This window comes from Mitsuaria sp. RG, from assembly GCF_028369275.1.
Lineage (GTDB): Bacteria > Pseudomonadota > Gammaproteobacteria > Pseudomonadales > Pseudomonadaceae > Aquipseudomonas > Aquipseudomonas peradeniyensis.
The window spans coordinates 104,547-127,757 of record NZ_JAQMYQ010000006.1 but is presented as its reverse complement, the minus strand read 5'-3'; the positions used below and the strand labels follow the sequence as shown (position 1 = coordinate 127,757).

The 23,211-nt window shown below is 63.2% G+C and carries 18 protein-coding genes; 10 read left to right on the top strand and 8 right to left on the bottom strand.

Translation table 11 applies throughout. The features are described from left to right. The first annotated feature begins 77 nt into the window (after nucleotides 1-77). The 9 genes from POF53_RS05730 (at nucleotide 78) to POF53_RS05690 (ending at nucleotide 10,751) form a co-directional block, all read left to right on the top strand. Entirely contained in the window at nucleotides 78-593 is a 516-nt protein-coding gene (locus tag POF53_RS05730; RefSeq protein WP_232856213.1) for a sigma-70 family RNA polymerase sigma factor, read from the top strand. Between the two features lie 120 nt (nucleotides 594-713). Further along, complete coding sequence (locus POF53_RS05725) at nucleotides 714-2,498, top strand: ABC transporter ATP-binding protein (protein WP_498966773.1); 1,785 nt, start codon at nucleotides 714-716, stop codon at nucleotides 2,496-2,498. A 2-nt stretch (nucleotides 2,499-2,500) separates the two neighbouring features. Continuing rightward, complete coding sequence (locus POF53_RS05720) at nucleotides 2,501-4,270, top strand: ABC transporter ATP-binding protein (RefSeq protein ID WP_498966771.1); 1,770 nt, start codon at nucleotides 2,501-2,503, stop codon at nucleotides 4,268-4,270. Nucleotides 4,271-4,275: 5 nt separating this feature from the next. Beyond that, a complete protein-coding gene (locus POF53_RS05715; RefSeq protein WP_498966805.1) occupies nucleotides 4,276-5,211 on the top strand; it encodes an ABC transporter permease in 936 nt (311 codons plus the stop codon). Continuing rightward, nucleotides 5,211-6,146, top strand: coding sequence for an iron chelate uptake ABC transporter family permease subunit (locus POF53_RS05710; protein ID WP_498966803.1), 936 nt, complete (start codon nucleotides 5,211-5,213; stop codon nucleotides 6,144-6,146). Before POF53_RS05715 ends, POF53_RS05710 begins: the two co-directional genes overlap by 1 nt. Further along, the gene (locus tag POF53_RS05705; protein WP_254463675.1) at nucleotides 6,143-6,925 is read left to right on the top strand and encodes an iron ABC transporter ATP-binding protein; all 783 of its coding nucleotides are present in this window, start codon (nucleotides 6,143-6,145) and stop codon (nucleotides 6,923-6,925) included. The genes POF53_RS05710 and POF53_RS05705 overlap by 4 nt, the downstream gene beginning before the upstream one ends. Then, entirely contained in the window at nucleotides 6,922-7,884 is a 963-nt protein-coding gene (locus POF53_RS05700; protein WP_498966768.1) for a siderophore ABC transporter substrate-binding protein, read from the top strand. The genes POF53_RS05705 and POF53_RS05700 overlap by 4 nt, the downstream gene beginning before the upstream one ends. Nucleotides 7,885-8,124: 240 nt before the next feature. Continuing rightward, nucleotides 8,125-10,362 (top strand): TonB-dependent receptor, encoded by a 2,238-nt coding sequence (locus tag POF53_RS05695; RefSeq protein WP_498966766.1) that lies wholly within the window; start codon nucleotides 8,125-8,127, stop codon nucleotides 10,360-10,362. A gap of 209 nt (nucleotides 10,363-10,571) precedes the next feature. Next, nucleotides 10,572-10,751 carry a hypothetical protein gene (locus tag POF53_RS05690; protein ID WP_498966764.1) on the top strand — a complete coding sequence of 60 codons (180 nt, stop codon included), beginning with the start codon at nucleotides 10,572-10,574 and terminating at the stop codon, nucleotides 10,749-10,751. A 424-nt stretch (nucleotides 10,752-11,175) separates the two neighbouring features. Here POF53_RS05690 and POF53_RS05685 read toward each other — a convergent pair whose 3' ends face one another. The 6 genes from POF53_RS05685 to POF53_RS05660 all read right to left on the bottom strand — a co-directional run bounded on the left by POF53_RS05685 (nucleotide 11,176) and on the right by POF53_RS05660 (nucleotide 19,646). Further along, nucleotides 11,176-12,798: a methyl-accepting chemotaxis protein gene (locus POF53_RS05685; RefSeq protein WP_498966762.1), complete on the bottom strand. Its 1,623-nt coding sequence runs from the start codon at nucleotides 12,796-12,798 to the stop codon at nucleotides 11,176-11,178. A gap of 114 nt (nucleotides 12,799-12,912) precedes the next feature. Continuing rightward, on the bottom strand, nucleotides 12,913-13,749 hold the full coding sequence (locus tag POF53_RS05680; RefSeq protein ID WP_475858567.1) for a hypothetical protein: 837 nt from the start codon (nucleotides 13,747-13,749) through the stop codon (nucleotides 12,913-12,915). 14 nt (nucleotides 13,750-13,763) lie between these two features. After that, a complete protein-coding gene (locus POF53_RS05675) occupies nucleotides 13,764-14,033 on the bottom strand; it encodes a hypothetical protein (protein WP_232856220.1) in 270 nt (89 codons plus the stop codon). Between the two features lie 16 nt (nucleotides 14,034-14,049). Then, nucleotides 14,050-16,809, bottom strand: coding sequence for a phage tail tape measure family protein (locus tag POF53_RS05670; protein WP_232856221.1), 2,760 nt, complete (start codon nucleotides 16,807-16,809; stop codon nucleotides 14,050-14,052). Nucleotides 16,810-16,880: 71 nt separating this feature from the next. Continuing rightward, nucleotides 16,881-17,885 carry a hypothetical protein gene (locus POF53_RS05665; RefSeq protein ID WP_232856222.1) on the bottom strand — a complete coding sequence of 335 codons (1,005 nt, stop codon included), beginning with the start codon at nucleotides 17,883-17,885 and terminating at the stop codon, nucleotides 16,881-16,883. A 63-nt stretch (nucleotides 17,886-17,948) separates the two neighbouring features. Beyond that, nucleotides 17,949-19,646: a FliH/SctL family protein gene (locus tag POF53_RS05660; RefSeq protein ID WP_232856223.1), complete on the bottom strand. Its 1,698-nt coding sequence runs from the start codon at nucleotides 19,644-19,646 to the stop codon at nucleotides 17,949-17,951. Between the two features lie 756 nt (nucleotides 19,647-20,402). Here POF53_RS05660 and POF53_RS05655 point away from each other — a divergent pair. Next, complete coding sequence (locus POF53_RS05655) at nucleotides 20,403-21,140, top strand: PA3715 family protein (RefSeq protein WP_232856224.1); 738 nt, start codon at nucleotides 20,403-20,405, stop codon at nucleotides 21,138-21,140. 105 nt (nucleotides 21,141-21,245) lie between these two features. On the opposite strand, the gene POF53_RS05650 is transcribed toward POF53_RS05655, so the two are convergent. After that, on the bottom strand, nucleotides 21,246-21,659 hold the full coding sequence (locus POF53_RS05650) for a hypothetical protein (RefSeq protein WP_498966758.1): 414 nt from the start codon (nucleotides 21,657-21,659) through the stop codon (nucleotides 21,246-21,248). Nucleotides 21,660-21,965: 306 nt separating this feature from the next. Beyond that, nucleotides 21,966-22,874: an amidohydrolase family protein gene (locus tag POF53_RS05645; protein WP_498966801.1), complete on the bottom strand. Its 909-nt coding sequence runs from the start codon at nucleotides 22,872-22,874 to the stop codon at nucleotides 21,966-21,968. Nucleotides 22,875-23,211 lie beyond the last annotated feature (337 nt).

Sequence of the window (23,211 nt, the reverse complement as noted above, 5' to 3'; positions counted from 1 at the left end):
ATGCAAATAATTATCATCTAGATTGGCGCACGTCAAAGCAAGCCGTCTGGAATGCACCACGCTCAGGGAGAGGTACCGTGGACAACGGAACGTTCGCGCTTCGTCAGCAGCTGCACCAGCTGTATCAGGATCATCACGGCTGGCTGTGCGACCTGCTGCGGCGCAAGCTCGGCAACTCGGTGGACGCGGCGGACCTGGCCCACGACATCTACCTGCACCTGATGAACAAGGGCCAGGTGCCCAGCGCCGAGCAGTCGCGCTGCCACCTCACGCAGATCGCCAACGGCAAGGTCATTGACCTGTACCGCCGTCGTCAGCGCGAAACCCGCTACCTCGAAGACCATGGCCTGCTGCCCGAGCCACGGGTGCCGTCGGAGGAGGCGCGGGCGTTGGTGGTCGAGGCCCTGGGGGCAATCGACAGCGCCCTGCAGCGGCACTCGCCCAAGGCGCGCCAGGCCCTGTTGCTGTGCCGCCTCGACGGCATGGCCCATCGCGCCATCGCCGCCGAGCTGCGGGTTTCGGTGTCCTCGGTGGAAAAATACATCGCCGCCGGCCTGCGCACCTGCAGGCGCTACCGGCTGGGCGGCGCCTGAGCGTGCGCAGATTTTCTTGCGGGTTTGACCGCCTCGTGCGGAATACAGGTTGAGAAGGACACGCGGGCAGGGCGCCCCTGGGACGGCCCGGCCCGCCCCTCGTGCTGAAAAGGAGCATTCATGAGTGTTGAACAAGGGGTGGCGGAATCGTCCGCCCGTGGGCCGGTCGCCGCAGTGCTTGCGCCGATACGCGGCCGATTGATCGTCGCCGGGCTGCTTGCCGCCCTGGGCGCCATGCTGACCCTGGCGCCCCTGGCGGCGATCGCCGAAGTCGCCCGGCTGGCCTTTGCCGGCGGGCAGGGCCTCGACCAGGCCTGGCCGGTCATCGCCGTGGGGCTGGGTTGCCTGTTTGCCGGCATGGCGCTGATCTCGCTGGGCGACCTGGTGGCGCACCTGGCCGACAACCACATCACCGGCACGCTGCGTCTGGCGATCATCCGCCGCCTGGCGCGGGTGCCGCTGGGCTGGTTCACCAGCCGCGCCTCGGGCGAGGTCAAGCAGGCCATGCAGGACGACATCGGCATCCTGCACAGCCTCACCGCGCACTTCTATACCACCCTCGGACGCAGCGCCGGGGCGGTGCTGGCCTCGATCGTCTACCTGTTCGCCATGGACTGGCGCATGGCGATCGTGTCGATGCTGCCGTTTCCGTTGTTCTTCCTGTTCTTCGCCCGCGCCCACCAGGCCAGCGCCCGCAACATGCAGGCCTTCGGCGCCGGCATGGGGCGGATCAACCAGGCGGTGGTCGAGTTCGTCAACGGCATCCCGGTGGTCAAGGCCTTCGGTGGCCAGCGCAAGGCCCATGGCAGCTACCGCGAGGCGGTGGACGCCTTCGCCGCGGCCTTCACCGACTTCACCCGGCCGCTGGTCAGCGCCATGGCCAATGCCAACGCGATGATCGCGCCGGTGTCGGTGCTCGGTGTGGTGCTGGCGTTCGGCACACTGTTCGTCAGCCTGGGCTGGATCACCCCGGTGCAGGTACTGCCGTTCGCCCTGGTGGCGCCGGGCATCTGCGCGCCGCTGCTGTTGCTGGCCTACATCACCCACGACCTGAACAACGCCACCGGCGCCGCCCAGCGCGTGCAGACGCTGCTGCGCACGCCGGTGCTGGAGACCGACGGCCAGGGCGCCGGCAAGCTGCCGGCCGATGCGCGGATCGAGGTGCAGGGCCTGGGCTATCACTACGATCCGCGCAATCCGGTGCTGAGCGAGGTGTCGTTCACCCTCGAGCCCGGCACGGTGACCGCGGTGGTCGGTGCCTCGGGGGCCGGCAAGTCGACCCTGGCGCGCCTGCTACTGCGCTTCTTCGACCCCAGCGCCGGGCGCATCACCCTGGGCGGCGTCGACCTGCGCCAGATCGACAGCGCCCAGCTGTACCGGCGTATCGGTTTCGTCCTGCAGGACGTGCGCCTGATCCATGCCAGCGTGCGCGAGAACATCGCCCTGGGCCGGCCTTCGGCGAGCCAGGAGCAGATCGAGGCGGCGGCACGGATCGCCAATATCCACGAGCGCATCCTCGCCCAGCCGCGCGGCTACGATGCGGTGATCGGCGAGGACGTGCAGTTCTCCGGCGGCGAGCTGCAACGGCTGAGCATCGCCCGTGCCGTGCTGCTCGACCCGCCGGTGCTGGTGCTCGACGAAGCCACCGCGGCGGCCGACGCCGAGAGCGAAGTCAAGCTGCAACAGGCGCTGTCGCGCTTCGCCCAGGGGCGCACGCTGCTGGTGATCGCCCACCGCCTGGACACGGTGATGCACGCCGACCAGATCCTGGTGCTGGACCAGGGCACGGTCGCAGAGCGCGGCAATCACGATGAACTGCTGGCCCGTCGCGGTCTGTACGCCCGCTTGTGGGCCGCCGGGGGTTATGCGAAGGCGCGGGTGACCGCGCAGGTGGAGGAGCACTGATCATGCTGGGGATTTTCGTTCGACTGCTCGGCGCCGACGCCGTGTTCCTGCGCCGCTACCTGCGCCTGGCACTGGTGTATGGCGTGCTGTGCGGGCTGACCATCGTCACCCTGGTGCCGATCCTGCGTCACCTGCTGGGCAACCAGCTGCAAGCCGCCGGCCAATGGCTGGCGCTGCTGGCCGTGGGCGTGGTGGTGTGCTGGTACCTGCGCCGGCGGGTGGAGAAGGCCGGCATCGCCGTGGGCATCGCGGTGCTGCGCGGCGGCCGCCAGCGCCTGGGCGAGCATGTCGGCACGCTGCCGGTGGGTTGGTTCAGCGCCGCCAATACCGCGCGCCTTAGCCATGTCACCACCCAGGGCATGATGGAGATTGCCCAGCTGCCAGCCCACGTGTTCACGCCGCTGTTCACCGGGGTGGTGACGCCGCTGGTGATCCTCGTCGCGCTGTTGCTGGTCGACCTGCGCCTGGGCCTGGTGGCCCTGGTCAGCCTGCCGCTGCTGGCCCTGGTGATGCTGGCGACCATGCGCCTGGGCCAGCGTGCCGACCAGCGCTACCAGCGCGACACCGCGCAGACCAGCCAGCGCATGGTCGAGTTCGCCCAGGCGCAGTCGGTGCTGCGCGCCTTCAATGGCGAACAGGGCGGCACGCGCTTCCTGGAGCACGCCGTGGCCCAGCAACAGCAGGCGGCGCGCAAGCTGATCCAGCTCTCGGCGCTGTCGTCGGTGCTCAATGTCTGGGCAGTGCAGGCCAGCTTCGCCGCCTTGCTGGTGGTCGCCACGCTGTGGCTCGGCGAGCAGGCCGGCGCTGCCTTCGACAGCGCGACGGTGATCGCTACCCTGGTCGCGCTGGTGCTGGCGACCCGCTTCATCGATCCGCTGCTGGACGTGGCCGGCTACAGCGAGGTACTGCGTGGCACCCGTGGCCAGTTGCAGGCGGTGGCCGAGCTGCTGGCCGTCGAGCCGCTGCCTGAGCCCGCCGCACCGCAGGCGCCGGCCGACGGTTCGGTGCAACTGGAACAGGTCGGTTTCCGCTACGGCGATGACCAACCCGAGGTGCTGCGCGAAGTCAGCCTGGACATCGCGCCCGGCAGCATGACCGCACTGGTCGGCGCCTCGGGGTCGGGCAAGACCACCCTGGTGCGCCTGATCGCCCGGTTCTTCGATGTCACCCAGGGCCGGGTCAAGGTCGGCGGGGTGGATGTGCGGCAGATGTCCGCCGAACAGCTGGCCGGGCAGATCAGCCAGATCTTCCAGGACGCCTACCTGTTCCAGGGCAGCATCGCCGACAACATCCGCCTCGGCAAACCCGACGCCAGCGAGGCCGAGGTACTGGAGGCAGCGCGGCTGGCCGGGGTGCAGGAGATCCTCGAGCGCCTTCCCGAAGGCTTGCACACGCCGGTGGGCGAGGGCGGGGCGCGGCTGTCCGGCGGCGAGCGCCAGCGCATTTCGATTGCCCGTGCCTTGATCAAGGACGCGCCGATCCTGCTGATCGACGAGGCCACCGCGGCACTGGACGCCGAGAACCAGGCGGCCATCGCCGAGGCACTGGCCCGGCTGCGCGGCAAGCGCACGCTGATCGTCATTGCCCACCAGCTGTCGACGGTGGCCATGGCCGACCAGATCGTGGTGCTGGACCAAGGGCGCATCCGCGAGCAGGGCGCCCATGCCCAGCTGGCCGCAGAGGGTGGCTTGTACGCACACTTCCTCGAGCAGCGCCGGGCCGCCAAGGGCTGGCGTATCGGTGAGGCGGCGGGTGATGGAGTGACCGCTTGAGTCGGGTGCTGCTGCCAACGCTGTTGTTGCTGCTGTGTGGCGTTTCATTGATGGTCGGGGCCAGCCAGATGTCCTGGTCGGCCTTGTGGTCGGCCAGCGACGATGCCTGGCTGACCCTCACCGCCAGCCGCTTGCCACGCCTGGCGGCGCTGGTGCTGACCGGTGTCGGCCTGTCGATCTGCGGGGTGATTTTGCAGCAGATCGTGCGCAACCGCTTCGTCGAGCCGGCCACCTGCGGCGGACTCGACGCGGCCAAGCTGGGCATCCTGGTGGCCCTGACCGTGCTGCCCGGGGCCGGGGCCAGCGGGCGCATGCTGTTCGCCCTGGTGTTCTGCCTGCTGGCGAGCCTGGTGTATGTGGCGATCATCCGCCGCATCCGCTTCACCAACCTGGTGCTGGTGCCGGTGATCGGCCTGATGTACGGCAGCCTGCTCAGCGCCATCGCCGAATTCTACGCCTACCGCCACAACATCCTGCAGAGCATGCAAGGCTGGCTGCTGGGCGACTTCTCGCGGGTGATCGAGGGCAACTACGAGATCATCTACCTGATCCTGCCGATCGTCGTGCTCACCTACCTGTACGCCCAGCGTTTCACCGTGCTCGGCATGGGCGAGGGCATGGCCACCAGCCTCGGGCTCAACTACGCGGCCACCGCCATCCTCGGCCTGGTGCTGGTGGCGGTGACCGTGTCGGCCACGGTGATCACCGTGGGCGCGATTCCCTTCGTCGGCCTGGTGGTGCCGAATCTGGTGGCGCTGCGCTACGGCGAGAACCTCAAGCGCACCCTGCCCATCGTCGCCATGTGCGGCGCGGCGCTGCTGCTGGCCTGCGACATCCTCGGCCGGCTGCTGATCCATCCCTACGAGGTACCCATTGGCCTGACCGCCGGCAGTGTCGGTGGCGTGCTGTTCCTGTTGCTGATCCTGTGGAAGTGCAAATGATGCGCCGCGTCGCCTGGTTGTTGTTGCCGGCCCTGGCGCTGGCGTTCCTGCTGCTGGGCTCGGGCATGGACTTCAGCTACGTGATCCCCAAGCGCCTGGTGCGCCTGGGCGCGATCGTCGTGGCCGGGGTGTGCATCGCCTTGTCCTCGGTGATCTTCCAGACCCTGGCCGGCAACCGCGTGCTGACCCCGGCGATCATGGGCTACGAAGGCATCTACCTGTTGTTCCAGGCCCTGCTGGTGCTGTGGCTGGGCACCGCCAGCGTGGCGCTGCTGGGCGCCCAGGGCAACGCGCTGTTGTCGATCGCGCTGATGCTCGGTTACTCGTGGCTGCTGCAACGCTGGCTGCTGCGCGAGGGGCGGGGTGATGTCTACCGCCTGTTGCTGCTGGGCCTGGTGCTGACCATGGTGCTGGGCACCTTCACCCAGTTCATCCAGCTCAAGACCAGTCCGGGGGAATTCTCAATCCTGCAGAGCCTGGGCTACACCAGCTTCAACCGCGCCCAGCCGGCCCAGGTGCTGTACTCGGGCCTGCTGGTGGCGGCGGTGGCGCTGCTGGTGGCGCGCGGCACGCGGGTGCTCGACGTACTGGCGCTGGGGCGCGACCAGGCCATCGCCCTGGGCCTGGACCATGGCCGCTGCCTGCGCCTGCAGATGGCGCTGATCGCCGTGCTGGTGGCGGTGTCCACCAGCCTGGTGGGGCCGACCGCGTTCATGGGCGTGTTCGTCGCCAACATCGCCTACGCCCTGGCGCGCAGCGCCCGGCACCAGGTGACCCTGCCACTGGTCTGCGCCGTGGCCATCGGCATGTTCCTGCTCGCCCAACTGCTGGTCGAGCACCTGTTCAACTACCGGACCAGCGTGAGCATCCTCGTCAACCTGGTGTGCGGCGCGTACTTCCTCGCGCTGATGGTCCGCACCCGAGGCACCCCATGATCACCCTTGAACACCTGCACAAGGCCTACGGCGAGAAGACCGTGCTCGACGATGTGAGCCTGGCGTTTCCCGCAGGCCAGGTCACTTCGCTGATCGGCCCCAACGGCGCCGGCAAGAGCACCCTGCTGATGTGCATCGCCCGGCTGCTGCCGGCCAATCGCGGGCGGATCCTGCTCGACGGCCAGGACATCGGTCGCATCGCCATCGCCGACTACGCCCGCCGCGTGGCCACCCTGCGCCAGGTGCTGGACTTCAACCTGCGCCTCACCGTCGAGGAGTTGGTCGCCTTCGGCCGCTTCCCGTACAGCCGCGGCCTGCTGACCGCCGACGACCGGCATGTGATCGACGAGTCGCTGGATTTCCTGGGGCTGCAACCCCTGCGCGGGGCTTACCTCGACGAGCTCAGCGGCGGCCAGCGACAGATGGCGTTCCTGGCCATGACCATCGCCCAGCGCACCGACCTGCTGCTGCTCGACGAGCCGCTGAACAACCTCGACATGAAGCACGCGGTGCAGATCATGCAGGCGATCCGCAGGCTCTGCGACGAGCAGGGGCGCACGGTGATCCTGGTGGTGCACGACATCAACTTCGCCGCCAACTATTCCGACCACATCGTCGCCATGAAGGGCGGCGCCGTGCACAGCCACGGGACGGTCGCCGAGGTGGTCACCCAGGCCAACCTGCGCGCGCTGTTCGGCCTGGCCTTCGAGATCCTGCCCAGCGCGCACGGTTTTGTCTGCAACTACTTCAACCCATCACTATCGAGAGAGCTGGTATGAACGGAATCTGCAAGATACTGCTGGCCGCCGCCGTGGCGGCCGCGCTTCCCGGCTGCGACCAGGCCCCGCCGGCCCAGGAGCGCGCCGCCAGCGCCGACTACGCCCCGGTGAGGGTCGAGCACGCCCTGGGCACCACGCTGGTCGAACACCAGCCGCAGCGCGTGGTGGCCTTCGACATGAGCGAACTGGACACCCTCGACCAGCTCGGCGCGCCGGTGGTCGGCATCGCCAAGGACTATGTGGCGGGCTTCCTGGTCAAGTACCGCGACGACCCGCAGGTGGCCGATGTCGGCACCACCATCCAGCCCAACCTCGAACGCCTGCATGCGCTCAAGCCCGACCTGATCCTGATTTCGCCGTTGCAGGCGCAGAGCTACCAGGAACTGAGCCAGATCGCCCCGACGGTGCACTACGACATCGATATGGACAACCGCCAGGGCAACGTCATCGAGACCGCCAAGCAGCACTTGCTGACCGTCGGGCGGATCCTCGGCAAGGAAGAACGGGCCCGGGAAACCGCCGCGCGCATCGACGCCAAGGTGGCCCAGGTACGCCAGGTGACCGACGGGCGCCCGGAAAAGGCGCTGGTGGTGCTGCACAACAACGGCGCGTTCACCGCCTACGGTGTGCGCTCACGCTATGGCTTCATCTTCGACACCCTCGGGGTCAAGCCGGCCAGCGACGACATGCAGGCCGGCCTGCACGGGCAGCCGATCTCCAACGAGTTCATTCACCAGGCCGACCCGGACATCCTCTACGTGATCGACCGTACGGCGGTGATGGAGCGCCGGGCCGCGCTGGACCGCGAGACCCTGGACAACCCGCTGCTGCGCCAGACCAAGGCGTGGAAAAACGGCCATGTGGTGTTCGTCGACCCGCAGACCTGGTACCTGTGCACGGCCAGCGTGACCTGCCTGGAGCGGGTAGCGGACGAAGTGGTGAAGGGGTATCAGGGCTGATCCTGCCATTTGACACACTCCCTGTAGGAGCGGCCTTGTGCCGCGAAAGGGCCGCAAAGCGGCCCCGGCGATCTTTGCGTCAACGCTGAAATCCTGGGGCCGCTGCGCAGCCCTTTCGCGGCACAAGGCCGCTCCTACACGGATAGTGGCCAAATGACTGTAATTTCTGTTGAGGGATTCACCGCCTCGTACGGAATGACTAATGAGAAACATTACCATTCCGTCCCAAAGGAACCCCTCATGTCGCCACTGCAATACCCCAAGGCCCCAAACCTGCCCCGCAGGGCCTTGCACATAACCCTGCTGCTGGGCATGGCCACCCTTGCCGGCAATGCCTTCGCGCAACCGCCACGCCCCACCTCCTCGGCGCAGCAACAGACCCCCGATGTGAAGGAAGAGGGCCTGACCCTGCCGGAAACACTGGTACAGGACACCCGCGACGCCCTCGGCGCTCCGCCGCCGGAATATGCCGGTGGCCAGGTCGGCTCAGGCAGCCGGCTCGGCCTGATGGGCAACAAGGACTTCAGCGAAACGCCGTTCAACGCCATCAGCTACACCAAGGAATACATCGAGAACCGCCAGGCCCAGGACATCGGCTCGGTGATCGGCGCCACCGATCCGTCGGTCTACGTGCCGAGCAAGCGCGGCATCTTCGAAACCTTCTTTATTCGTGGCCTCTACAGCACCGGCAACGACATTACCTTCAACGGCCTGTCGAGCATGGCGCCGAACATGCGCGGCTCCACCGAGCTGGCCGAGCGCATCGAGGTGCTCAAGGGCCCGTCGGCGCTGCTCAACGGCATGCCGCCCGACGGCAGCGTCGGCGGCAGCATCAATATCGTGCCCAAGCGAGCCGGCGACGAGCCCCTGGCCCGGCTGACCGCCTCCTACGAGTCCGACGGTCTGGCCGGCATGCATGCCGATATCGGCCGCCGCTTCGGCGACCAGAAGCAGTTCGGCGTGCGCTTCAACGGCGTCTACCGCGACGGCGACACCCCGGTGGACGACCAGCAGCACCGCATGCAGTTGTCGTCGCTGGCCCTGGACTGGCGCGGCGAGCGGGCGAGGGCGTCGCTGGACTACTACCACCAGCGCGAGCGCATGGACGGGGTCAACTATTTCGGTATCTCTTCGATCAGCCCCGGGGTGACCCACCTGCCCAAGGCCAAGAAGGGCGATCACTCGCTGGCTCCGGAGTGGGGCTACACCGTCAACGACACCGACACCGTAGTGCTGCGCGGCGAGTACGACCTCAACGACTCGCTTACCGCCTTTGCCGGCTGGGGCCATAGGGAAGGGGGCTACAACGCGCTGATGACGAGCGGCATGCTGCTCAATGATGCCGGCGACATCGCCGCCACACCGATCCGCTCGGCCCGCGACGGCGAGCAGAAGTCTGGCGAAGTCGGCCTGCGCGGGCGTTTCGCCACCGGGCCCGTGGACCATGCCTGGTCGCTGGCGGCCACCCGCTACGACTCCGAGAACAGCTTCAAGGACAAGCGCCTGCCGACGCGCATCCTCACCAACTACTACAACCTGGACTACGGCCCGCGCCCGGAGATCGGCGAGTACGGCAACGTCACCTCGCGCATGCGCGCCCGGCTGAGCAGCGAAGCCTTGCTCGACACGATGTCGTTCCTCGATGACAAGGTGCAGTGGACCGTGGGTGCACGCCACCAGAACGTGCGAGCGTCGAACTACGACGGCAACCACCAGCGCACCTCCAAGGCCTACGATGAAAGCCGTGTATCGCCGGCCACGGCCCTGCTGGTCAAGGTCACCGACGAGCTGTCGCTGTACGGCAACTACATCGAAGGCCTGAGCCAGGGCGGCATCGCGCCGGACAACGCGCGAAACGCGGGCGCGATCATGGCGCCGTACCAGACCAAGCAGTACGAGCTGGGCGCCAAGCTCGACCTGGGCACCTTCGCCCACACGGTCAGTGTCTACCAGGTGAAGAAGCCAAGCGCCTATACCGACCCGGCCACGCAGATCTACGGCGTGTACGGCGAGCAGCGCAACCGTGGCCTGGAATGGTCGTTCTTCGGCGAGCTCGAGCCGGGCCTGCGCCTGTTGGGGGGCGCGTCCTACACCAAGGCCGAGCTGACCAAATCGATACGCAAGGAAAACGAGGGCAACCAGGCCACTGGCGTGCCCAAGGTGCTGGCCAAGCTCGGCGTCGAGTACGACTTGCGCGCGCTTCCCGGCCTGACCCTGACCGGCAACGCCAACTATGCCGGCCGGCGCTACGCCACCGATGCCAACAACCTGTCGCTGCCGTCCTACACCATCTTCGACCTGGGCGCCCGCTACAGCCTGAAGATCTCGGACAAGCCGGTGACCTTGCGCGCTACCGTGCAGAACGTGGCCAACAAGGCCTACTGGATCGGGTCGTGGAACGGCGGCGATGGCAGTGGCCTGTCCGGTGGGCTGGGGACGCCGCGGTCGTTGTTGTTCTCTACCTCGGTGGATTTCTAGCCAGACCAGCACTGGCTACGTGGGAGGGGCGGTGCGACTTGCACCGCGATCACCACGCAGCCGGTGCCAGGCTCTGCAGCCCATGGACGCTGGATGACCATTTGCTACTTTTGCATCAAACTGCTGAACGGCCTTGCAAAATGGAGCACTGGTGAAGGTGTTCATGAGCGGGCGGTCAGTTTCAGCCCGACTACTGAGGAGATCCGATCATGGCGACTCGTATCAAAGCCTGCTCAATCTTGGCCAATGAAAAAGAACACATGCGGTTAACATTGGAAGCACTGGCGGATGTTGATACTGACTGTGTGATTGATCATCAGGCCGTTCAGGCCTGGGTTGATAGCCTCGGCACGGACACACCATTACCAGCGCCGCACGGTGACGCATAACCGCTCGTACAGGGTTCGAAGTTGACAATCATCATCAGCGTGGGAGCGGGCTTGGCACGCGATCACCGGCATAGCCGGTGCCAGGCGTGTGGTCACCAAGTGCTTGGCGATAGTCTTGCAGCGCCTACAAGATCGAGCGCCGCCCGCGCGGCGCATCGCGGGACAAGCCCGTTCCTACATTTTTTGCAACGTGCCGAACCTGTCAGGCTATGGTTGCCCGCCTTGGCGCTTGCCTTGAGACAGGTGAGGCGCCAGTGGTGCCCACGCTGAAACCGCGTCATACCAACAAGACGGACCCGGTAATGGCACAGGATTGACTGGCCCGAAACAGATGTAGGAGCGGCCTTGTGTCGCGATGCGCCGCGCGGGTGGCGCTCGATCTCAAGAGCGCTGCAACTCTCTTGTCGGGCACCCCGCAGCCCCCTCACACCCGAAACCGCGACACACTCGCTTGCATACCATGGGCAATCTCCCCTAACCGCTGCGCCGCCGAGGCCAGCTGCCGCGTGGTGTCGGTACTGTCCCGCGACATGCGGGCAATCAGCTCGACCTGCTGCGCCACCTCCTGGCTGGCCTTGGTCTGCTCGCCGATGGTCTGCGAGATCTCCTCGACCACCGAGGCGGCGCGGCGCGCCCCTTCACGAATCTGCTGGATCGACGCGCCGGCCTGGGTGGCCAGCTCCACCCCGGCGCGTACCCGGGTGACGCCAGTCTGCATGCTGTCCACGGCATTGCCGGTGCTGTGACGGATGCGCTCGATCATGTCGGCGATTTCCCGGGTCGACTGCGCCGTGCGCCCGGCCAGGCCGCGCACCTCGTCGGCCACCACGGCGAAGCCGCGTCCGGCGTCGCCGGCGCGAGCCGCCTCGATGGCCGCGTTGAGGGCCAGCAGGTTGGTCTGCTCAGCGATGGTATTGATCACCTGGATGATCGAGTAGATTTCCTCGGAGCTTTGCCCCAGCACAGTGATGGTTTCGGAGGAGCGATTGACCGCCTCGTCGATCCCCTGCATGCCGCCGACTACGCTGAGGATGACTTCGCCACCGTCGCTGGCCAGGCGCTCGGACTGACCGGAAATGGACTGCGCATCCCGGGCATGTTCGGCGATCTGCGCCAGGTTGGCGATCATCTGCTCGGTAGCCGAGGCCATGCTCACGGCGCTGTCGGACTGCTGGCTGGTGCGTTCCACCAGGCTGCTGGAGGCCTGGCCCAGTTCATCGGCTACCTCGCGCAGCAGCAGGTTTTCTTCGTGGATCGCCTTGATCATGTTGCCCAGGCTGTCGCGCATGTCGGCCAGCGAGCGCAGCAGGTGCCCGGTCTCGTCGCGGTCATGGACCTGGATCTGAGTAGTCAGGTCGCCCTGGGCGATGCGCTCGGCCACCGCCATGGTCTGGCTCAGGGGGCGCAGGATCGAGCGCAGCAACAGGAAAGTGCACAGCGCCAGGACCAGGGTGGCCAGGATCATCCCGCCGACCAGCACGGCGATGCCCTGGTGCAGGGTGGCGGTGCTCTGCTCGCGGCTCTTGTCGGCGTTGCCGGCGATCAGGTCGCTGAGGGTGCTGTTGCGCTGCTCCAGCTCCTTGAACGCCGCGACGAAGGCCGGCAACTGCGTCTGGGCCTGCTCGGGCGACTTCAGTGCCAGCTGGATGATCGAGGTGGCACTGGCGATGTATTGCTCCAGCAAGGGGCCCAGGTCGCTGATAGCCTGGTGCAGATCGGCGTCCAGGGGCAGCTCAAGATTGCTCTGCACGACACTGCGGAACCACTTGGCGTGCTCGTCGAGGTCGGCCAGCACCTGGTTGGCGGTATCCGTATCAGCTGGCTTGACCAGCAGGGCAGCCAGCACGTCGGCGCGCAGCGCGTCGTGCATCATGTCGCCTTCCATGTGATTGCGCAGGGCGGCCATGCTGTCCTCGCTGCGCTTGAGTGCCTGGTTCTGGTCATGCTCGGCGAGCAGGCCGCTGCCGCCGAGCAACAGCGCGGCGAGGATGCTGACCAGACCGAACCCGATGGTTTTCTGGCGAATGTCCATTTCGAACGGCTCCATGAGGTAGGTCTGGTGAGCATAGATTGCTGGGTGTTTTTCGCCGTCGCTGCAGATTTTTCTATGATGCGAGGCAACGGTGTAGCGGATCGAACTTCTGGCGCTACGGTCGCGCGGCTATCGACCGGAGCTGTCTTCCTTGATAGCCGTCAATGGGCAGTGACCGTTGGCCCCAGCGGCGTCCGCCTGCGTTGGCGTGTAGAGTCCACGCTCCAGCATCGCTTGGCTGCTTGGCCAGACGTCAGGGCGTGGTAGCGGTGTATAGAAGGTCAGCGTCGGCTCGGCAACGGACTGGCAACTGAAGCCGATATGGCGAATGAGTACTTCCTGGTGGCGTTGCCAACCGTCAGGTAGTCGTGCCAGCAATCGGGCGTCAAACGGCTGCCAGAGTTGACCTGACGATGGATGCCAAGGGTAGGTCAAGTAGATTTCGATAGCTTGCCCCTGACGGTGCTGTACCCAATAGCCGCCCTGGTCGAGCAACCGCGTATCGCGCAGCAGCGCTGCTAGAAGGTCGCGATGAACGGCATGCACCTGATGTAGCAAACGGTGATGCTCGCCCGACTGGCTCAGGCGCGCACTGCAGTATTCGCTGCGCTGCAAGTTGTCGCCATCCCAGGCAAGGCCAAGGCGACGCTCGCCGGTTTCATCGCGGTAGTGCATGAATAGCGTGCCGCGATTGTGCCGAGCGTCAAGGTCGACCGCGACACCTTGATAGCGTGAAGTGACCGAGTACTGTCGGTGCAGTTCGAGCCAAGCCGACGGGCACTCCAGGGCTGACAGTAGACCGTGCAGCCGGTCGAAGTCGACGCGGCTGTGACGGTGGGCCGCCCCGAGCCAGAACATGGGCTTGGGGCGGGTTTGCAGGCGACCGTCCAGCAGCCGCCACGAACATTCCAGGCGCAGACCTGGCAGGGCAGCGAGGTGCTGCCCCAGCAACTGTAGTCGAGGCATGTGCGGCGACGCCATTACAGACCTTTGGCGAGCTGCGTGAGGCTGACCTGGCTCCAGTTGCGCAAGTGCTCCGAGCCTGCCAACGGCTCTAGGATTTGTGGGTTGTCCAAGCACAATGCATGGAGTTCCGCCAACGTGAAACTGTAGCCCAGTGCTTCGCTCCAGCGCAGCAGCCCGTGCCAGTCGCCGGGGGCGAGCAAGGCGAAACTGGGGCCGACCTTGGCGAAGAACGCCGGGTCCTGGAGTTTCCGGACAAACGAATTCAAGGCATCGCTATTGCTCATCAACATAACCTGTTCCCTACCAGTTCGATGGGTCGGCGTAATGTGTCACGGTATCCCACGTGCTTTGCGCAAAGCTGGCGAACGCTCCTCCTATTGTGTTGAAGGCACTCTCCACTTCGCTCGCCGCATAGCCCGCGCCCTGCAGAACGGTATTGACCGCATCGGGCGCAAGGTTGAAGACGTCGCTCAAGGCACGGGCGGTCGCCTCGGCCCCGTAGCCGACCCCGCGCAGCGCGGAGGCCACGGCCTGGGAAGAAGCGCCATAGGCCGTGGACAGCGCGCTGGCGACCTGGTCGGCGCCATAACCCAGGCCATTGAGCACGGTTGCAGCCGCGTTACCCGTGAGGTCGAAGACCGATTTGAGCGCACTGGCGATCTGATCGGCAGCATAGCCGGCCGCCTGCAGGGCCTTGGCCACCTCCTGGTCGGTCGCCTGGTACGCTGTAGTCAGTGCGCCCGCGACATCGCTGGCTGCGGCACCGAAGGTGCTCCTCAGAGCATTCGCAACTTCATCCAGCGCGTACGTCGACCCTCTTAGCAAGTAACCGATTTCATCAAGCGTCTTGCCGAAAGCATTCTTCAGCACATTGACTACGTACTCGGCGCCTTGAACGGCAGGCAGGATCGCATTGCTGTAGACCGCCTGCGCCCATCTGCCGGCATCGCCAAGCAGGCCGGCGAACAGCTGCTGTACATTGTTCAGTACCCAGTGCTCGATTGCCGCGAGTACGTCACTGAGCCCGCTGATGTCGATGTCAAGGTCGAATGGGCCGATGGTGCAGGTGAGCCCCTCGAAGTCGAAACCACCCGCAGCGCTGAACACCAGGTTGCTGGTGGAGGTGGACAGCCCCAGTGTAGTGTCGATCTGCGCGGTCAGGTTGATATGGCCCAGGCTCAGGCCGGCAATCGTCGGCAGTGGAATGTCGAAGTTGGGGCCGTAGGCGAACTGGCCGCTGAAGTTGTGGAAGTCCTTTAACACGCAGGCCATCGTGCCGGAAATGATGGCGCCGTAGTCGAGTGAGAAACGGATGCCGTTCTTGTCGATGGTGGCGTCGATACTGTCATGGAAACCGAGAAACGCGAGGCGGGCATCGAGCTTGAAGTAGGGCGAGTTCGACGTGCTGATCTGCAACTGTGCGCCACCGGGCGCTACCAATTGCTTACTGGTCGCCTGGTCGATAGCCTGTTTGGCTGCTGCTGACCTTGGAATGGTATTGTTGGCAATCGGGTTACCGCTGGCATCGACCTTGATGCTAACGCCGCTGCCATCGCCGCTGAGGGAAAACACCGGGCCAAAGGAGAAGGGTGCAAGTTCGGCCTTGCCTTGCACGCCGTTATTCAGGTCTATCGACAGGTCGGCGTAGAAGCCGAGCCCAAACAGATCCATCGCGGCGCTGAACCCGTACCCCATCGGCGCGAGGCTGCCATCCGGCAGGGTGACAGGCTCCATCGGGTTTTCCGCCCAATGCAATGACAGGTCGCTGAACTGGACCGGTACATCGATGTTGCAGGCCTGGTCGGTGAACAGGGTGATGACCTGCATGAGGCTCAACTGTGGCACGTAGAAGGCAAGATACAACGGATTGGGCACCTCACCCTGCAATGCGCACACCACCGCGAAGGTGTCGTCATCAAGCTGCACCACCTGGTTGCCTTCACCGATATGGAACTTGCCCTGGACACCCAGCGCAAAGCCAGGCGGCTCGAAGAACAGCCCCATGCCGACGCCGAACTGATCGAAATGCAGCCCCTTTATACCTGGCGGTGTGAGTAGGGTATGGTCGTTGCCATCTAGAGTCACGCCGATTTCCGCCTCGACGTTGTCGATAGTCATCGCGGCGATTGCGTTGAAGGTCGGGCTGTTGAACAGCGAGAACGGCATAATGGCCTTGATCTCGAATACCACGAACTTGAACAGGGGGAGGAGCGACAGCATTACCGTGGGTTTGTCCAGTTCGATCGTGCTGCTGCCCCCAATCGGAATGGACAGGTTATCGAACAGGCACTGCAGTTGCGTGCTGCCCACGGCAAGACCGGGCTCCAGGTCGACAACCACGGTGAAACGGAGGGTTGGCGAAGGCAGGATGGCCAACACATGGTCTAGCACGCCGCTGTCAAACGTAATGTCACTGAGCGTGAGCTGGCCACCGAGCTGAATGCGCTGGTTGGCCTGCGAGCAAAAGAACTTCGAGAGGATGATATCCGGCAGGCCAGAAGGCCAATCGATGCCCATGTATTGAAGCAGCGTCGACAAGCTGTAGCGCTGTTGGTCGGGAGGCAGGTTGCGTGTGGCCGGGGTGCGCGCCAGGGCAACCATCACCAGCATGTAGGAGATGTAGGAGCAGGTGCTATAGTCGGCGCTGTTCCTGAAGAAGGCATCGACGTCCTGGGCGCTGCTCTTGCCACCTTTGATCAACACGTTGAATTGCTGCACGAGCGGGTGGGTTGGGCTGTCCTGCATCAGTTTTACGAAGTTCTGCGTGGTGGCGATGACATCGAGGTCCGCCTGGTTCACCTCGAAGGTCTGCGGGGCCGTGCCCAGGGTGAACACACGCTTGACCGGCGTGTTCTGGCTGTCATAGAGGATGTAGGTGGAAATGGGACCGTGGATCGGCGTAAAGGCAGTAACGTTTGCCGCGCCCACACTGCCTAGGCTGGTCAGGGTGCCAAAATAGTTGGCGAGGCTCGTGTCATTGGTGTTGTCGACAAACGCATCGTAGACCGAGACCGGTCCGGCGAGCTTGTTGTCGATGGTGATCTGCGGGTAACTGGCCATGGACGATCTCCGCGAAACAGGGGCTGGTGTGCCCACCGCCGTTCAGGCGGCGGGCCTGATCGAAGCAGTGCTCAAACGGCGGCTTCGACCTCTATACCGATTTCCTGCTCGTACGCTTCGATACTTTCGGCTTCGGCAAGCGGTTCGTACTCGGCATTGATCTCTTGCCATTCGCTGGCACTTGTCTGGGCTTCGGCCAACGCTTGCGAGGCGTTTTTCAACTCTTGCACGGCAGCGGCATGTTGTTCGGCGTCGAGGGTGCCGATCAGCGTCTCCACCCGCTGCTGGGCTGTACTGATCTCAGTCAGTGCCTGTTGCAGATTGGCCTGGCCGGTGGCGCTCTGCGCATCGATGACCGCTTGTTGCAGTTGCTCGAAGGCGTTCTCGAACTCCGTTGTGGGAGTCAGCAGGCCGTCATTCATCTGCGAGGCGATCCACTCGTTGACCTGCGCACTCTTGGCCAAAGCCTCGTTCAAGGTCTGCGCTTGTTGCTTGCCTGCGGATTGACCGATCTGAGCGATCTGTGAAGTCAGTTTCCCCAGGATCAGGTCATCGGTGACCTGCTCGAAATTATCGACCTTGAGAATGCCGCAGACCTTGTTCTGGATGGCCTCGATCAGCGCTTCCTGCGTGGCTGTGCCGAGCGTCAGATCGATTTGGGCTTTTTGTACCATCGCCTCGTTGGCAAGCAGCGCCAAGTGTTTGGGCAAAATACCTTCCGGCAGTTCCGGCGTGTCGGTGACCGGGTTGCCCCGATGGACGAATTCATTGGTATTGCTGCTGTCGTAAACCTTATCGCCGACTTGGGGAGGGACGCCACGCAGTACGGTCTTGTCGTAGCAGAGCTTACCGTCCTCGTTGACGCTCCAGTGATCAGCGGGGTTCTGGGTGGAGTAGCGCTGGTCGGAGAAACCGAACGTGCGTTGCGATTTGTAGGTGGCGAAAGTGCCGTTGTTGCCGCTCATGCTGGTGCGACCAAGTTCCAGGCGAATGCGGGAGAACTGCTGAGTGACGCTGTCGTACTGGTAGTAGGAGGCATTGGCGTCAGTGGGCTGGGTGAACCAGGAAATGATCATACGCGTATCCTTTTGCGTTTGGGGGAACAGGCCGCAACCGCTCAGGCGGTTGCGGTATACGGGTCAGAGAGCGTCGGGGATTTCTTCGGTTTCCGGCGTGGTGTCTTCTTCGTTGAAACCCGAGTCGTTTTCCTCGTTGTTCATGTTTTCTTCGTACTGGTCCTGGGCCTCGTTGAGAGCGTCGGCCTGGCGGGTGGCTTCTTCAATGGCATCGGATGATTGCTGCAGCGCATCGACCTCCGACTTCTGCATTTGCTGAGCGCTCTGCTCGATGGTGGCCTGCATCGAGGTGGACGCTTTTGCCATGGTTGCGCTGGCATCCGTGAGGTTGCCCTGTTCGATCTGCTGCTGTGCCGTCTCGAATGACTGCTGCGCACTCGAGTAGGCGTTTTCGAAGTCCTGCGTCGGCGTCATGCCGTCTTCCAGCTGTTGATTAATCTCTTCGTTGAACGTCTGAGTTTCGTTCTCGATGGTCTGGGTGAGCACATCCTTCTGCTGGACCTGCGAAGTTTGTGCATAGCCATCAGCCACTCCCGCGCTGTCCTGGCTGATGATCTCGGCGCTATCATTGAAGGTCTCGGCATTGTCGCTGGCCGTGGTCTTCTCGATTTCTTGCACCTTATCCTGGTAGTCCGACTCGCTCTTGGCATCGGATTTGGCTTGCTCTTCCTGGCTCTGCTGGCCTTTCAGGCGTTTCTCGGCGATCTCGTACAGCATGACCAGACCCACGATCAGGCCCACCACCTGGCAGATGGTGCCGAAGGTCTGGCTGGAGGAGCCTGCCGCCGGTTTTTGTCCTGCGCTCTTGCTTGGCAGAGGGATCAGGGTCTGCGTCGAAACCACCTTTCTGCCGGCTACAGTACCGGTAAGCGTAGGGCCAGCGATGTAGCTCGTGGTTGGGGTGTTGTCGACCATGGTGGTCTGGATCACATTCATCCACACTGGCGTCAGCGACAGGCTCACATCCTGGCCGGGGTTCTGGTCGGTCAGCGTACCGTCACCGGCCATTACCGCACTGGAGGTCTGTTTCGGGCTAAGTGGCTGCAGGTTGCCGCTACTGTCCTGGGTGCACAGGGTCAGCGTTGCCGCGTTGCTGCTGGTACTTGAGGCGATGTTGAGCGTTCCCACAAGCGCCGGTACATAGCCCTGCGGCAATGGGTTTGGCGCGGCTTCGTACAGGTAGTAGGGGCCTTGCCAGCCTGAGGTGAACATGGAAAGCCAGGTCATGACGGCGTTCCATGAACTCAAGGTGCAGTTCTTGAAGTTCAGGGTGCCGGCGAAAAAGGTATTAATCGCGTTAGCATCGCCACTTTTCAACGCGATGTTGAGGTTCTTGGTCAGTGCTGAATCAGGGTTGGCCATTGCGTACTTGTGGAACAGAAACGACTGGATCATCGACTGCCGGTCGCTCTCGCCCACGGTGTAGCTCAGTGGCGGGGGATTGCCGAAAGTGAACTGAGTGCCGGACATGAATTTGAGCGGGAACTGGTAGTAGTACCAGCTTTGCAGTTCATCGATCGGACCGGTGTACATCGCCTCCAGTTGCGCGACCTGTCGAATGGTCGTCACGGTCCCGGTCGCGCCCGCGGCGATGGTGCCGAGCTTGGTGTAGACATAAGGCGCGCTCAGGCCGCTGGCGGCGGGGTTGAACACATCGTAGATGTCGATGGGAACCTTGAGCTGGTTGGTGATCTGTACCGGGATGCCGGAGAAATCACTGGACTGGCTGCTATTGGCGGTTGTTGCGACTTGGATGTTCATGATGGCTTCCTTGATTCCATGGGAAGTGAAACCCTGTCTGGGTAATTTGCAGCCAGGGACGAGCGGGTACGAATACAGCGCGATGTCTCCGGGGCAACACGTCACCTGCCGACGGTCAGTCAGCATCGTTGCTTGCGTTGTGATGAACGAGTAATGGACTTAGAAGCGCACTTCGCCGAACGGCGGCGCGTTGATCAGTTGCGAGCCGATAATGTCGGATGAAACGTGGAGGCAAGCGGCTGCGATGGGTGAGGGTGGCACGCTGGCGGCAGACATTGCCAAGCCCGTTGCGTGACGTGATCGACTCGAGAGCTTGGTCATTTTTCCTTCCCTGGGTGAAGAGCAACCAAACTGAAATGAACACTTCAATGTGTTCACGGTGTTTCACAGATATTTTTACCGAGGTTCTACATGACGGGTGGCAATAAGCCAGCAATCAGACGTTAGCCGGACCTGCCCTGGCTTTCCATGACAAGCGACGAACGGAGAATGTCCTTTGCCTGGAAGTTCTCGTTCCCCGTGTCTTGACACATTGCTGGTCATGACCTCGACGGAATCTGCAAGAGCCGATAGGTGAGGGGATGAGCATGACGTTGTCTGGCGTCTTCATATATAACTCAACTAAATGAATATTTAGTTGAGTTATAATTAATGATCATCAAAAAAACGGGCAGGGCACCTTTGCCCATCAATCATGTGAAGTTTTCGCCCAGCTCGCATATCCTGGCAAAACCTTCAAAGGAATGAGACACCTTCATGCGTGGATTCACCGTCTTACCGCTGTTGTTTGCCCCCATGATCGCCTGGGGCGACTGCACGCAGCACCTGCAAACCTGGGCCCACCACCTGCATCCAACCTTGAAGCTCGCCAGCGAGTTTGCGGTCTGCAAGGTCAATCCTGCAGACGCCAGCCAGGTCCTGGCAGCCTTGCCCGTGATGATGAACGTCGATGAGTACGGGCAAGGCGATTATGGCCTGGATGTCCTGGTGGCCGAAGCTGTCAGCGGCAAGATCATTGCTCGCAGTTACCAGGAGGCAGCGATCGTCTCCGACGCGGTGCAGTTTTCAGGCCTGACGCTGGACACGGCGCGTTATCAGGTTGCGCCTGGGCAGCGGGCATTTGGCGTGCGCATTCGTCATACAGGCTCGTCGCGGGTCAATCCGTTCAGCAGCGAGACACTGAGTCTCTACGTGAACGACGGCTCGCAGTTGCGCCGGGTCATGGGAGGCCTGGTTGTAAGCAAGGGCAACGGTGAATGGGATGGTTCCTGCGCCGGTGAGTTTGGCGAGACAAAACGCACGCTAGCGATTGGCAAACCTGGCAAGGATGGCTTCAACAGGCTGCGGGTGACCGAGATATCGACTGGGAGTCGGAGCGTGCTCAAAGGCGAGGATGACTGTCAGGAAATCGAGAGCAGTACGTCGACGAAGACGTTCGATCTGGATTATGACGGTGGTCGGTATAGGGTACCGGAAGAACTGACGTTCCAGTGAGCTGGATTGGCATCAGGGCTTTGATGGAGGCTGAGATCTGGCCTCCCACTGGGCGTGGTGCTCAATGCGAATATACGCATAATGTATATTATGTTAAATTGAGTATTATGGGAGGTGACCTCCTGAGTCGATCACCTGTGGTTGAGCTGCCGGTGCCATCTCGATAACTGCGCAGCGTCCCTTCGTGCGTATCTTCTGCACCAGTCGAGCCCTGTTGATGAACACATCGATCTGACAACTGCCTGAGTGCTGCACATCTTCCCAGTATTCCGTGTGCACAAGCTGCCCGTTCTGCGGCCCCGTGTAAGTGCCCGCGGCTTCACGCGTGACATAGCTGCTGTCGCGCACATATCTGAGCACCACCAGATCTTCTTCCGGCACCACCATGATCTGCCTGGGCACCCCGAAGAAATCGATCAGCTCGCCCACCGGACGATCTTTCCAGGCGCTGCTGGCTTCCAGCGATGAGCAGCCACTGAGCAATGTGGCCAACAGGCCCAATGAGAACAATCGGTTCATGCGGCCCTGCCTTGGCTATTTGCGATGCAGGCATTACCCCCAAGCGCTCCATTTTCCGGGCCTGGCGGTCAGCCGGTTTGCGCAGGAAGTCGCGGCTTTGCGCCAACCAGGTGTCAGGCTTGCTCTGCCATTGACTGGAATACTTCGCGTTTCGCAACTCATTAAAAACGCTTCGAAAATATTGTGCGCTTGTGATACGCACGCGGTTCTTCGTCCATCGATTGGCCCGCCACAACACGGAACAGCGGGTCTTGACCGCCCTCCTCTCCAGCCTCGCCGAAATGCCCGACGCCAGTGGTGGCGCACTCAGGCCAGGCGGGGGAACAAGCGCAAGGCGTTTTCCCGATTGACAGCCAAGCGTTGCTGCTCGGTGAAGCCGAAGGTATCCAGCAGCCCGGTGAAGTGACTAGAACGCTCCTTGTTGGCATAGGGCCAGTCGCTGCCGAAGGTGATGTTCTGCGGATTGGCGAATGCCAGCAGCGCAGGCAAGGCATAAGGGCTACTGGACAGCGCGGTATCAAAGTAGAACTTGCGCAGCCGCTGGATACCTCGCTCAGTGCTTGCGTCGTCTGAGCAGACACGGGCCATGCGCTCGGCGGCATAGGGAAGGAACCCGCCTGCATGAGACAGAATGATCTTCAGTTCTGGATAGCGTTCAAGGCAACCTCGCTTGGCCAGGTTAAGGGCCGCACGCGTGGTATCTAGGAGAAAGTCCGCAGCATAGGGTGGAATCCCCTCGACGGGCTCAGCCGGCAGCTCTGAAGGGTGGACGAAAACGGTGGCGTGGTGTCGGTTCAATACCTCCATGAGGGGATCCCACTCGGGGGCCCCGAGGTAGGTACCCCGAACGTTTGCCAGCAAGATGACTCCGTCAGCTTTCAACGTGGTCAGGGCATGCTCGGCCTGCTCTATGGCCCCCTCAACATCTGGCAGCGTCAACGTTGCAAAGAAGCCAAACCGTCCGGGATGCTTGTCGACCACCTCGGCGCAAAACTCGTTGACCTCTTTGGCTTTCACGCGTGCTTCTGCATCATTTCCAAGGTGGACGCCTGGTGTAGACACCGAAAGTATGCCGGTTGCGATACCGTTGCTGTCCATCAGGTCCAGGGCTCCCTCGACACTCCAGGTTGGGATGGGAAGACCGCCGGCGGTAATACCTCGGGACTCAAGCCACTTTCCATAGAAAGGTGGAACGACATGCTGATGGGTATCAATGCGTCGGGCGTCTTTTGACGCGCGAACACCTGGAGATTTGCTGCTTTCGGATGCGCGGGCAGTGCTTGGGGCCAAGCCAGAGACGGCTGCGACGGTTGCGGCGGTAGCCATGGATTGGAGGACTTGTCTGCGATTCATCGGCGTGCCTTTTTTCGAGATGGATGAGCAACTGCAAGCCACCGAACAATCGACGCTGCCGCCCTGGCAGTGATGTCGCGCCCCATCCAGTGAGCTAGATCCGCCTGTGCGACGTGACCAAAGCGCGAGGCGCTGAGACCTGGCCGGCACAGGTTTTGGCTTGGAATTCGCTGAGTATAAGAATCGCACCGATTGTCCT

Bases quoted from the DNA above. Each gene is read 5' to 3' on its own strand.
- POF53_RS05670 (WP_232856221.1), bottom strand. From the start codon at position 16,809: ATGGCCAGTTACCCGCAGATCACCATCGACAACAAGCTCGCCGGACCG.
- POF53_RS05660 (WP_232856223.1), bottom strand. From the start codon at position 19,646: ATGAACATCCAAGTCGCAACAACCGCCAATAGCAGCCAGTCCAGTGAT.
- POF53_RS05665 (WP_232856222.1), bottom strand. From the start codon at position 17,885: ATGATCATTTCCTGGTTCACCCAGCCCACTGACGCCAATGCCTCCTAC.
- POF53_RS05720 (WP_498966771.1), top strand. From the start codon at position 2,501: ATGCTGGGGATTTTCGTTCGACTGCTCGGCGCCGACGCCGTGTTCCTG.
- POF53_RS05650 (WP_498966758.1), bottom strand. From the start codon at position 21,659: ATGAACCGATTGTTCTCATTGGGCCTGTTGGCCACATTGCTCAGTGGC.
- POF53_RS05655 (WP_232856224.1), top strand. From the start codon at position 20,403: ATGCGTGGATTCACCGTCTTACCGCTGTTGTTTGCCCCCATGATCGCC.
- POF53_RS05700 (WP_498966768.1), top strand. From the start codon at position 6,922: ATGAACGGAATCTGCAAGATACTGCTGGCCGCCGCCGTGGCGGCCGCG.
- POF53_RS05710 (WP_498966803.1), top strand. From the start codon at position 5,211: ATGCGCCGCGTCGCCTGGTTGTTGTTGCCGGCCCTGGCGCTGGCGTTC.
- POF53_RS05725 (WP_498966773.1), top strand. From the start codon at position 714: ATGAGTGTTGAACAAGGGGTGGCGGAATCGTCCGCCCGTGGGCCGGTC.
- POF53_RS05675 (WP_232856220.1), bottom strand. From the start codon at position 14,033: ATGAGCAATAGCGATGCCTTGAATTCGTTTGTCCGGAAACTCCAGGAC.
- POF53_RS05695 (WP_498966766.1), top strand. From the start codon at position 8,125: ATGTCGCCACTGCAATACCCCAAGGCCCCAAACCTGCCCCGCAGGGCC.
- POF53_RS05705 (WP_254463675.1), top strand. From the start codon at position 6,143: ATGATCACCCTTGAACACCTGCACAAGGCCTACGGCGAGAAGACCGTG.
- POF53_RS05680 (WP_475858567.1), bottom strand. From the start codon at position 13,749: ATGCCTCGACTACAGTTGCTGGGGCAGCACCTCGCTGCCCTGCCAGGT.
- POF53_RS05690 (WP_498966764.1), top strand. From the start codon at position 10,572: ATGGCGACTCGTATCAAAGCCTGCTCAATCTTGGCCAATGAAAAAGAA.
- POF53_RS05685 (WP_498966762.1), bottom strand. From the start codon at position 12,798: ATGGAGCCGTTCGAAATGGACATTCGCCAGAAAACCATCGGGTTCGGT.